The organism is Streptomyces rectiviolaceus (assembly GCF_039533825.1).
Lineage (GTDB): Bacteria > Actinomycetota > Actinomycetes > Streptomycetales > Streptomycetaceae > Streptomyces > Streptomyces rectiviolaceus.
The window spans coordinates 1-10,998 of sequence record NZ_BAAAUG010000142.1; the positions used below are offsets into that span (position 1 = coordinate 1).

The window sequence follows — 10,998 nt, forward strand, 5'->3', positions numbered from 1 at the left end:
GGGCGGTGCCCGCGGTCCAGCCGTCCGGCACGTCCAGGGTGACGTCGACGCCGGTGGCGTCCCGCGTCCCGGCCGTGACGTCGACGGCGACCTTGCCCGCCGCTCCCGCGCCGAGTTCCTGTCCGGCGGGGGCGCTCAGCGCGGCGCTCGCGCCGGGCACGGCACCGCCGACCGCGCTGGTGTCGTCGAGCTCGATCTCGAACGCCCGGTCCGTACGGAGCGCGGCCGTCTTCACCTTGACCACACCGCCCCGGTCGTCCCGGTCGTAGAACCAGCCCTGTGCCCCCTTCTCGTACGCCTCCTTCGAAGTGAACCGCGGCAGCTTGTCGCCGCCGAGATCCACTCGGCCCGGCGCGTCACCGGTGTGCAGCGTGAACGCGTACGGCCGCTTGGTCTGCTTGCCGCTGAACTCCCCCTTGCTCGCGCCGATCCGCACCCGCACGTCGCCCGCCCCGGAGCGCGGCGCGTCGACGTCGGCGCGCTGGGTGGCGTACTTGCCGTCGCGGTGCTGTCGGGTCACGCCGTCGTCCTCGTACAGCTCGAAGGAGGACTTTCCCTGCGGGTAGATGTCCCAGGCGAGGGGCGAGTCGGCGGTGCGGTCCTTGTAGGACCTGATGCCGCCGGGCCACATCGGCACGGTGGCACCGCCCTTGACGAAGAGCGGCAGGGTGTCGAGCGGCGCGCTGTAGCCGTCGACGGTCGTCGGCCCCTGATAGGTACGGCCGCTCCAGTAGTCGGTCCACGTCCCCTTGGGCAGGTAGATGCCGTCCCGGACGGTCGTGTCCTTGTAGACGGGCGCGACGAGGAAGTCCTCGCCCGTCAGGAACTCGTACTTGGCGGCGTCGGTGGCGGCCTTCGGGTCGTCGGGGTATTCGAGGGCCAGCGGACGCACGGCGCCGACGCCGGTCTTCGTCGCCTCGTGGCCGTACGAGTAGAAGTAGGGCAGCAGCGATTCGTGCAGCTTCAGGTACTTGCGGTTGATGGAGGTGTAGGGCTCGCCGTGGCGGAAGGGCTGCTTGTCGGTGGCGGCCCAGCCGTCCATCGTCATCGTGACCGGCAGGAACGACTTCCACTGCAGATCACGCGCGTACGTCTTGGCGCTGCCGCCGAAGATGCCGTCCACGTCACCGGTCGTGTAGGCCAGGCCGGACATGGTCGCGCCCGCGTACGTCGGTATCTGCCAGCGGATGTACTCCCAGCTGCCGCTCTGGTCGCCGGACCACTGCACTCCGCAGCGCTGGGCGCCCGACCAGCTCTCGGGGGCCCAGGTGAAGCCGCGGGCGTCGCTGTTGTCCTCGATGCCCTTGTAGGCGTCCTTGCAGCCGTCGAGCGCCTTCTTGTAGCCGTCGCCGACCCAGGCGACGTCGAGCTTGGCGACGCGCTGGCCCGCCTTCACCTGGTCGGCGATCTGGTCGAGGCCGTCCTCGGTCCACAGGCCGAGCTGCATGTCGCGGTCCTGGAGGCCCTTGGCGGTCTCGGCGAGGTCTTCGTAGCCGCAGCCGTAGCCGTCGTTGACGAGCATCCAGCCGTTGGGCATGTCGTGCTTGAGGTACTCGTCCGCGACTTTCAGGGAGTCCAGGGTGTGCCGTTCGCCCTGGTTGGCGTTGTGGAGATAGCAGTCGGCGTCACCGATCTCCAACCCGTAGACGGGCGGCAGGAAGGGCTTTCCGGTGAGCTTCGTGTACTGCCCGATGACGTCCTTGGCGGCGTCGCTGCCGCGTCCCGCGAAGTAGTAGGCGTCGAAGCGCTGTTCCTTGGCGGTGGCCGTCACCGGCTCCGCGAAGTAGTAGGTGTTGGGAGCGTAGGTGTTCCGGAAGACGCCGTAGCCCTCCGAAGACAGGTAGAAGGGCACGGAGTTGGGGTGCCCGCCGTCGTCCCAGTTGTAGTCGACGCTCACCTCGACCTTCTTGCCGCGGTGCGAGGTGTTGCCGCGCCCGTTCTGCATCCCGGCGCCGTAGTACTGCTCGTCGGCGCCGCGGGCCAGGCTCTGTGTGGTGGCGTCCTTCGTCCAGCTCAGGCCCTTGGACTCGGCCCAGACCTGGGTGCCGTCGGAGCGGTGGAGGGCGAAGCGCAGCGGCGACTTGTAGGCGCGCAGGGTCACCTTGGAGGTGCTCAGTTCGTAGCGGTCGCCCTTGTCGGCCCACTTGGTGCGCGGCGGGTCGCCCTGCGGCAGGACGATGTCCTTGCCCGTCGGGTCGGTGAAGTCGCCCTCGGGGGCGAGTTCGAGCCGGAATGTCTCGGTCGACACGAAACTGACGCGGGCCTCGGCCTTGCCCGCGGTGAGCCGGTAGACGGAGCCGTCGGCGGCGAAGTCCGTGACGTCCCCGACCGTGGTCGCGGGATCGTCGGCGGCCTGCGCGGCGCCGCCACCGGGACCGGCGAACACCGCGAGGAGGCCGAGCAGGGCGGCGGCGACGGCCGCCCGTCTGAGGCGCGTGGGTGATCTCATGCCCGGTGGTCTAGCGCCTCAACAGGTGCCAGGGCCATGGACTTTGATGGGCCGCTCCTGGATTTCCGGAGCGGCCCATGCGGTTGCGGATACGCGGGACGGAGCCGATGGGAAGCCCGTCCGGCGGGGAAACTGCTACAGGGCCACGCCGAGCAATGCGTCGACCGCACGCGACACGACGCCGGGGGCGCCCTCGTCCGTGCCTCCCTCGGCGTCCTGGCGGGCGGCCCAGCGGTCCACGGCGGCGAGCGCCGTCGGAGCGTCCAGGTCGTTCGCGAGGGCGTCGCGGATCTCCTCGATCAGCGCATCGGCGTCGGGGCCGTCGGGCCGCGAGACGGCCGCACGCCACCGGCCGAGGCGCTCCTCGGCCTCGGTCAGGACGGAGTCGGTCCACTCCCAGTCGGCGCGGTAGTGGTGGGCGAGCAGCGCGAGGCGGATGGCGACCGGGTCGGTCCCGTCCCGCCGCAGCTTCGACACGAAGACGAGGTTGCCCTTGGACTTGGACATCTTCGCGCCGTCCAGGGCGACCATGCCGGCGTGGACGTACGCCTTGGCGAAGGGGTACTCGCCGGTGAGGGCCTGGGCGTGCGAGGCACCCATCTCGTGGTGCGGGAAGGCGAGATCGGATCCGCCGCCCTGCACGTCGAAGCCCATCCCCAGGTGGTCAAGGGCGATGGCCACGCACTCGATGTGCCAGCCGGGGCGGCCAGGGCCGAGCGAGGCACCGTCCCAGCTCGGCTCGCCCTCACGGGCGGCCATCCAGAGCATCGGGTCGAGCGGGTCCTTCTTGCCCGGGCGGTCCGGGTCACCACCGCGCTCGGCGGAGAGCAGCTTCATCGCGGCGGCGTCGAGCCCGGACACCTCACCGAAGTGGGGGTCTGACTCGACGGAGAAGTAGACGTCCCCCTCCAGCTCATAGGCGGCGCCCATGTCCCGGAGCCGCTCGACGAGCGGCACGATGCCGGGTATCGCCTCGACGGCTCCGATGTAGTGCTGCGGCGGGAGCAGCCGCAGGGCGGTCATGTCCTCACGGAACAAGGCGGTCTCGCCCTCGGCGAGCTCCACCCAGTCCTTGCCGTCGCGGATGGCGCGTTCCAGGAGCGGGTCGTCCACGTCGGTCACGTTCTGGACGTAATGAACCTGCCGCTTGGTGTCGAGCCACACGCGCTGCACGAGGTCGAACGCGTTGTAGGTCGCCGCGTGACCCATGTGGGTGGCGTCGTACGGAGTGATGCCGCAGACGTAGATACGGGCGACGGGGCCGGGGTCAAGGGTGACAAGACCACCGGTCGCGGTGTCGTGGATCCGGAGGTCGCGGCCCTTGCCAGGCAGGGCGGGGACCTCAGAAGCGGGCCAGGCATGCATTCCATGAGCCTAACCGGACGGAGCGTCCGTATACGAGTGGGGGGCCTGGCGGGGGCGCCTCGGACCGGCTTGTTCTCGCCCGTTTCCCCCGTTGTGGGCAGGCGTTCCGCAGGGCGATTGGGGTCTCCCCTGGTCGAGCGAAGTCGAGAGCTTGGGGAAGGGTGGGCACAACGCCGAAGCCTCGGGGTATCGGTTAAACCGGCGGCCACGGAATGGCCGGCCACTCCCCGCCGGGTACGGGGTGCTTCCCGGACGCCAGCAGGGCGTCCACCCTCGCGCGGAGCGCGTCCACCTCCGCGCCAGTGATCAGTTTCCCCAGCCGCAGGGCCAGCGGCGCCTCCCCTGTCAGCCCGTCCCGCAGGGACTCCAGCGCCCCCACCGCCTCGGCGGTCAGCGGCTCCCCCGCCCACCCCCACAGCAGCGTCCGCAGCTTGTCCTCGGCATTGAAGGTGACCCCGTGGTCGATGCCGTACAGGCGGCCGGCGTCGGTCAGCAGGTGCCCACCCTTGCGGTCCGCGTTGTTGATCACCGCGTCGAGCACCGCGAGCCGCCGCAGCCGCTCGTCGTCCGCGTGCACGAGGAGCGCCGTACGCCCCTCCCCCACGTCGGCGAAGCCGATCGCCTTCCAGCCCTCACCGGGCTCCGCGCCCTCGACGAGGGCCAGCAGCTCGCCACCGTCCCCGGAGGATTCCGGGTCGGAGTCCGAGCCCTCGATCCACAGCTGGCACATGCCCTCGCCGTGCGGCCCCTCCCGCAGGACCGTCGGCGGGACCAGGCCCCACCCCGTCGCCTCGGAGACCTCGTACGCGGCCATCTCCCGCTGCGCGAGCGTCCCGTCGGGGAAATCCCACAGGGGACGCTCCCCGGCGACCGGCTTGTAGACGCAGGCGGCTTCCTGCCCCTCGTACGAGACGGAGCAGTAGAGCACCGCGTTCGAGGCCTCACGGATCCGGCCCCGGACGGTCAGCTCGCCCCGGGCGAGCAGGTCCATGACGCCGGCGGACGCGTCCACGCCGGGGGGACTCACGCGCCCCGCCGGTATCCGTTCTGCCGCGGGCATACGTGTCCTTCCGGGTCGAGCGGGAGGCTGCACAGCGGGCACGGCGGCCGCCCCGCGTTCACGACGTCGAGGGCGCGCTTGGCGAACGCGCGCGCCTGCGCCCCGGTGAGCCGGACGCGCAGCATCGGCGGCCCGTTCTCCTCGTCCTGCAGAAGCCTTTCCTCGGCTTCGGCGAGATCCTCGTCCGACTCGGCGTCCAGCTCGACCAGAGCCTGCGCCTCGACGATCATGCGCTCCTCGTCGCCGTCCCAGGCGAGCGCCATCGTGCCGACACGGAACTCTTCCTCGACGGGTGATTCCAGGGGCGCGCTGTCACCGACCTCGGGGGGCGCGACAGCGGGCACGGGCGCGTTGCCGCCACTGCGGCGCACGACCTCGTCGAGCAGCTCTTCCATGCGTTCGGCGAGCGCGGCCACCTGAGTCTTCTCCAGGGCGACACTGGTCACCCGGACTCCCGCGGAGGCCTGGAGGAAGAAGGTCCGCCGTCCGGGGAGCCCGACCGTTCCGGCCACGAAGCGTTCCGGCGGGTCGTAGAGGAACACCTGACGCGACACGTCCTGTCTCCATTGGGATCGACTGCGGTTGATCATTTGCGCCTGTTCGACGCGACGACTGCACCCTACTGCGGGCGACGATCACGGTGCTCCCGCATCGCCACCCACCGCCGCGTCGCTGCCCGGCGGCTCCACGCGGGGCGCGAGCGACCCGAAGTCGCCGGTGTCCCCCAGGCGTACGAGGAAGGGCCGCAGGCGCGTGAAGCGGATGGCGGTGACGGAACAGGGCTCCACGGAGATGCGCTGGAAGAGGTCCAGGTGGAGTCCGATGGCGTCCGCGACAAGGGACTTGATGATGTCGCCGTGCGAGCACATCAGGTACACGGCGTCGGGGCCGTGCTCGCGCTCCACGCGCGCGTTCCACTCGCGTACCGCCTCGGCCGCCCGCGTCTGCATGGCGCGCATGGACTCGCCGCCCGGGAAGGCGGCCGCCGACGGATGCTGCTGTGCGACCTCCATCAGCGGTTCGTCGGACAGCTCGGCCAGCTTGCGGCCCGACCAGTCGCCGTAGTCGCACTCCCCGATGCGGTCGTCGGTGTGCGCCCGAAGGTCCGGCCGGGCCGCGAGCAGCGGCGCGACGGTCTCCTGGCAGCGCTGGAGCGGGCTCGTGACGACTTCGGCGAGCGGCAGGTCCGCGAGGCGTCCGGGGAGCTGAGCGGCCTGTGCGGCGCCGCGCTCGTCCAGGGCCACGCCGGGGGTCCACCCGGCGAGCAGGCCCGCGGTGTTGGCGGTGGATCGTCCGTGCCGGACGAGGATCAGCGTGGGCATGCGGGCCAGCCTAAGCCGACGCGGGGGTGCGCCCCGAGCAGAGGTTCGGAAGAATGCGCTCCGTGATCGTGGACTGCGCGATGTACAGGGACGGGCGCCGGACCGAGTGCGAGGCGGACTTCTCCGATGCCCTCGACGAGGCACGTACCGCCGGGGACGCCTTCGTCTGGGTGGGCCTCTACGAACCGACGGAAGCGGAGTTCGACGAGGTCAGCAGGGAGTTCGGGCTGCATCCGCTGGCCGTGGAGGACGCCTTGAAGGCGCACCAGCGGCCCAAGCTGGAGATGTTCGACGACTCGCTGTTCGTGGTCCTCAAGCCGGTCGTGTACGAGGCGGACAGCGACGCCGTCTCGTCGGGCGAGGTCATGGTCTTCATCGGCGACGCCTTCGTGGTGACGGTCCGGCACGGCGAGGGCTCGCCTCTCGGTGTCGTACGCCATCGCATGGAGGCGGAGCCCGAGATGCTCAAGCACGGTCCGACCTCCGTCCTGTACGCGGTCGCGGACGCCACGGTCGACCACTACCTGGACGTCGCGGGCGAGCTGCAGACCGACCTGGAGGAGCTGGAGGCGGAGGTCTTCTCGCCCGACAGCGGGGGCAGCCGCAACACGGCGTCCAGGATCTACCGGTTCAAGCGGCAGATCGTCGAGTTCCGCCGGGCCACGGGACCGTTGGCGATGCCCATGATGCGCCTCTCCGGAGCGGGCCCCTTCGCACCCGACGTGCCCTTCGTGAAGGAGACGGCGCAGCCCTTCTTCCGGGACGTCAGCGACCATCTGACGCGCGTGAACGACTGGGTGGACAGCCTCGACCGCCTGGTGTCCGACATCCTCTCCGCGCACCTGGCGCAGATGAGCGTGCGGCAGAACGACGACATGCGGAAGATCTCGGCGTGGGCCGCCATGGCCGCGGTCCCCACGATGATCGCGGGGGTCTACGGCATGAACTTCGACCACATGCCCGAGCTGCGCTGGCTGTGGTCCTACCCGGCCGTGATCCTGCTGATGGTCGCGCTCGAGTTCTTCCTGTACCGGCTGTTCAAGCACCGCGGCTGGCTCTAGCGGGCAGCTTCGGCGCGTCTCACCCGGCGCGGCTCAGGCGAACCCGGCGGCCGTGGTGGCGGGCCCGCCGAGGGCGTCGCGCCGCTCGGGCATCTTCAGGGACACCATCCGCCGCCAGCCGCCGAGCCTTTCGTACGCGGAGATGGCGTTGACACCCGAGGCGAGCGCCACGGACTTGGGCTTCGGCCAGCCGAGGATGCGTCCCATGTGGCCCATCACGGCGAGGCTCACGTCCCGGTACACGCGCGTCTCGGCACGGGCGCACTCGTGCAGGGTGTCCAGGATCATGCGCCCCTGTCCCGCGGCCGCCAGGCGCAGCAACTCCTCGTGGCAGTACGCCAGGTGGTTGTCCTCGTCGTGGCAGATCATCGTGATGGCCTTGCCGACCTCGGGGTGGTCGCCGAAGTACGTGACCAGCATGTCCATCTGGTCGGCGGCGCGCTGTTCGGTGACGCGGCTGTGCGAGAGGTAGACGACGACGTCCCGCTCGGTCAGCGGCTCTTCACGGCGGAGCTTCTCGTGCGCGAGGCCGATGCCCTGACGCTCCAGGAGCCTGGTGTAGTCGGTCTCGGGCGGGACCGGGACGGGTGCGAGTCCACGCTTCTTCAGGAGGGCGTTGAAGATCCGCCCGTGCTTGTCCTCGTCGGCGCCGTGCCGGGTGACCTTGTGCGTGAGGGCGCGCTGGCTCTCGGGGAGCAGCGCGGCGATGCGCCCGTTCTCCCAGCCGCCCTGGGACTCTCCGCTGGCCGCGATGGAACAGAAGAGCTGGAACGACTCGTCGTTGTCGAGGATCTCCTCGAAGACACTCCTGGCCGAAAGCATCACTGGCACCTCCATGCCCTCCGCGCGAACTCCGCAAAGAACAAGTCAAAGGCGATGACGCGGGTGTGGCAACAGCTGCCGCGAACGGCTCCGCCGAACGAAGGACAGCTGCCCCCGGACGGGGCCGTAACCGAGGGCCGCCATGACGCGTTGTGCTCCGTGACGGCCGTGGCGGGGAAGACCCCCGAGCCCCCACCACGGCCGCAGAACTTCTCCCTCCGGGTTACGCCAGTCCAGCGCTCTCCAGCGCCTGCGTACCCGCGCGCAGAGCCGCGATCCGCTCCTCCAGCGTGAAGCCGGCCGGCGCCAGCGTGAGCGTGGTGACCCCGGCAGCCGCGTAGGCCTGCATCCGCTCGGCGATGCGGTCCACGGGGCCGAGCAGCGTGGTCGAGTCGATCAGCTCGTGCGGCACCGCGGCCGCCGCTCCCGCCTTGTCGCCGGACAGGTACTTGTCCTGGATCTCGGCGGCTTCCTTCTCGTAACCCATGCGCTGGGCGAGCTGGTTGTAGAAGTTCTGCTTGCGGCTTCCCATGCCGCCCACGTAGAGGGCGGTGTACGGGCGGAACATGTCCGCGAGGCCGTTGACGTCGTCGCCCACCGCGAGCGGCAGCGTCGGGACGACGTCGAAGCCGTCCATCGTCTTGCCCGCCTTCTCGCGCCCCGCGCGCAGGTGGCGGATGGCGGTCTCCTCCAGGTGCTCGGCCGAGGGGAAGATCAGCAGGGCGCCGTCGGCGATCTCGCCGGTCTGCTCCAGGTTCTTGGGGCCGATCGCGGCGACGTACAGCGGGATGTGCTCGCGCTGCGGGTGGACCGTGAGCTTGAGGGGCTTGCCCGGGCCGTCGGGCAGCGGGAGCGTCCAGTGCTCGCCCTCGTAGCTGAGGCGCTCGCGCGTCATCGCCTTGCGCACGATCTCGACGTACTCGCGGGTGCGGGCGAGCGGCTTGTCGAACTTCACGCCGTACCAGCCCTCGGAGACCTGCGGTCCCGAGACACCGAGGCCCAGGCGGAAGCGGCCACCGGAGAGCGAGTCGAGCGTGGCCGCGGTCATGGCGGTCATCGCGGGCTGCCGGGCCGGGATCTGGAAGATCGCGGACCCGATGTCGATGCGTTCGGTCTGCGCGGCCACCCAGGACAGCACCGTCGCGGCGTCCGAGCCGTATGCCTCGGCGGCCCAGCAGACCGCGTAGCCGAGCTTGTCGGCCTCCTTGGCGACGGCGAGGTTGTCCGCGTCCATCCCCGCGCCCCAGTAGCCGAGGTTGATCCCGAGCTGCATGGCCGAATCCCCTTACTGAGCAGTAACGTCCCTGTGCCGGGGACTGTAGCGCGTGGGCGCGGGACCCGTCAGGGGCGGGCGGGCTCGCGGGTGGGTTCGCCGAGTTGTCTGCAGGGCAGGTTTGTCCACAGCCCCTCACGCCGCAGGAGCACGGCCAGTAATCTCAGCGCCCATGGAGCAGAGGCATCTCGGCCGTACCGGCCTTCGCGTGTCCCGGATCGGACTCGGCACCCTCACCTGGGGCCACACCCAGGAGAGCGACGCCGCCGATCTGTTGAAGGTGTTCTGGGAAGCCGGCGGCAGCCTCGTCGACACGGCCGATGTGTACGGCGACGGGGAGGCCGAGTATCTCCTCGGCCGACTCATAGAACGGCTCGTGCCGCGGCGCGACCTGGTCATCGCGACCAAGGCGGGCAGCGTGCCCGACCCCGACCGGCGCTTCGACGGCTCGCGGGGCCACCTCCTCTCCGCGCTCGACGCGTCCCTGGCCCGCCTGGGCACGGATTACGTGGACCTGTGGCAGCTGCACGCCTTCGATCCCTGCACGCCGTTGGACGAGACGCTCCAGGCCCTGGACATCGCCGTCAGCAGCGGCCGGGCGCGCTATGCGGGCATCTCGAACTTCTCCGGCTGGCAGCTGGCCAAGGCGGCGACATGGCAGCTCGCGGCCCCGGGGACGCGGTCGCGCCTGGCCAGTACGCAGATGGAGTACTCCCTGCTGCAGCGCGGCGTCGAGCGGGAGCTGCTGCCCGCCGCGATGGACCTGGGCGTCGGCCTGCTGCCCTCGTCGCCGCTCGGCCGCGGCGTGCTCACCGGGAAGTACCGCCACGCCACCCCTGCCGACTCGCGCGGCGGCTCCGAGCATCTCGCGCCGTTCGTCGCGCCCTACCTGGACGACGCCGCGAGCCGCATCGTCGACGCGGTCGCCACGGCGGCGGACGGCCTCGCGGCCACGCCCCTGCAAGTCGCACTCGCCTGGGTGCGCGACCGCCCCGGAGTGACCGCCCCGATCGTCGGCGCGCGCAACGCGCAGCAGCTCACGGCCGCATTGTCAGTGGAGACCCTTAGTCTTCCTGACGAGATCTGCCAGGCGCTCGACGATGTGTCGGCGCCCGTGCACCGCTACCCCGATCAGGACTGGAGCACGCTGTGAGTACGGAGCCGGAAACCGCTGCCGCGGAGGAAGCGGAGGCCGCCGCCGCGGAGGACACCGGGGCGGAGGCGCCGGAGGTCGAGGGCGCGGCCGATACCGCCACCGCCGGCTCCGACGGTCCTGACGCTGCCGCCGAGCCCACCGCCGACACCACTGCCGACGCTGCCGCCGAAAGCAAGGAACTCTCGGAGACCGAGGCCGAGATCGCCGCCCAGCGGGAGCTCCAGGAGCGGATCGCCGAGCGGAAGGCCGCCAAGCAGGGTCCTGTCGACGCCGGGGCCAAGCTCAGCGGCAAGGCCGCCGATCTGCTGGCCGCCGTGCGCGCGGTGGAGAGCGGTGAGAAGCCGGCCGTCAGCGCCTTCAGCGAGCCCGAGCCCGCACCGCGCAAGGCCGCGCCCGAGCCCATGCGGCGGCCTCAGCCCGTCGCTGCGGCCGCATCGGGCCCCGGCGACGAAGCCGTCGAAGCGGTCCGTGCCGTGCTCGCCGACGGAGG

At 70.9% G+C, this 10,998-nt stretch carries 9 protein-coding genes and 1 pseudogene; 3 read left to right on the top strand and 7 right to left on the bottom strand.

Annotated elements, in window-relative coordinates:
- The 5 genes from ABD378_RS33205 to ABD378_RS33225 all read right to left on the bottom strand — a co-directional run.
- Positions 1-2,449, bottom strand: a 2,449-nt coding sequence (locus tag ABD378_RS33205; protein WP_344527052.1) for a glycoside hydrolase family 31 protein, incomplete at its 3' end; no start/stop codon positions are given.
- A gap of 135 nt (positions 2,450-2,584) precedes the next feature.
- Positions 2,585-3,814: a cysteine--1-D-myo-inosityl 2-amino-2-deoxy-alpha-D-glucopyranoside ligase gene (gene mshC / locus ABD378_RS33210; RefSeq protein WP_344527054.1), complete on the bottom strand. Its 1,230-nt coding sequence runs from the start codon at positions 3,812-3,814 to the stop codon at positions 2,585-2,587.
- Positions 3,815-4,007: 193 nt separating this feature from the next.
- Positions 4,008-4,874, bottom strand: a complete 867-nt coding sequence (locus tag ABD378_RS33215) for an SCO1664 family protein (RefSeq protein ID WP_425583913.1) — start codon at positions 4,872-4,874, stop codon at positions 4,008-4,010.
- Positions 4,838-5,428, bottom strand: a complete 591-nt coding sequence (locus ABD378_RS33220; RefSeq protein WP_344527056.1) for a DUF3090 domain-containing protein — start codon at positions 5,426-5,428, stop codon at positions 4,838-4,840. The genes ABD378_RS33215 and ABD378_RS33220 overlap by 37 nt, the downstream gene beginning before the upstream one ends.
- Before the next feature lie 81 nt (positions 5,429-5,509).
- Positions 5,510-6,196 carry a histidine phosphatase family protein gene (locus ABD378_RS33225; RefSeq protein ID WP_344527058.1) on the bottom strand — a complete coding sequence of 229 codons (687 nt, stop codon included), beginning with the start codon at positions 6,194-6,196 and terminating at the stop codon, positions 5,510-5,512.
- A gap of 62 nt (positions 6,197-6,258) precedes the next feature.
- Here ABD378_RS33225 and corA point away from each other — a divergent pair, with 62 nt between their 5' ends.
- Positions 6,259-7,257 carry a magnesium/cobalt transporter CorA gene (gene corA, locus ABD378_RS33230; RefSeq protein ID WP_344527068.1) on the top strand — a complete coding sequence of 333 codons (999 nt, stop codon included), beginning with the start codon at positions 6,259-6,261 and terminating at the stop codon, positions 7,255-7,257.
- A gap of 33 nt (positions 7,258-7,290) precedes the next feature.
- Here the strand turns inward: corA and ABD378_RS33235 are convergent, their stop codons facing one another.
- Together ABD378_RS33235 and ABD378_RS33240 are read right to left on the bottom strand one after the other, a co-directional pair.
- Positions 7,291-8,079 (bottom strand): ferritin-like domain-containing protein, encoded by a 789-nt coding sequence (locus tag ABD378_RS33235; RefSeq protein WP_344527060.1) that lies wholly within the window; start codon positions 8,077-8,079, stop codon positions 7,291-7,293.
- Positions 8,080-8,302: 223 nt separating this feature from the next.
- Positions 8,303-9,352 (bottom strand): LLM class F420-dependent oxidoreductase, encoded by a 1,050-nt coding sequence (locus tag ABD378_RS33240; RefSeq protein WP_344527062.1) that lies wholly within the window; start codon positions 9,350-9,352, stop codon positions 8,303-8,305.
- Between the two features lie 172 nt (positions 9,353-9,524).
- On the opposite strand from ABD378_RS33240, the gene ABD378_RS33245 reads away from it, so the two are divergent.
- Entirely contained in the window at positions 9,525-10,505 is a 981-nt protein-coding gene (locus ABD378_RS33245; protein WP_344527064.1) for an aldo/keto reductase, read from the top strand.
- A pseudogene (locus ABD378_RS33250) lies at positions 10,502-10,998 on the top strand (DNA helicase RecD); the annotation flags it as partial. The gene ABD378_RS33245 and the pseudogene ABD378_RS33250, both read left to right, overlap by 4 nt.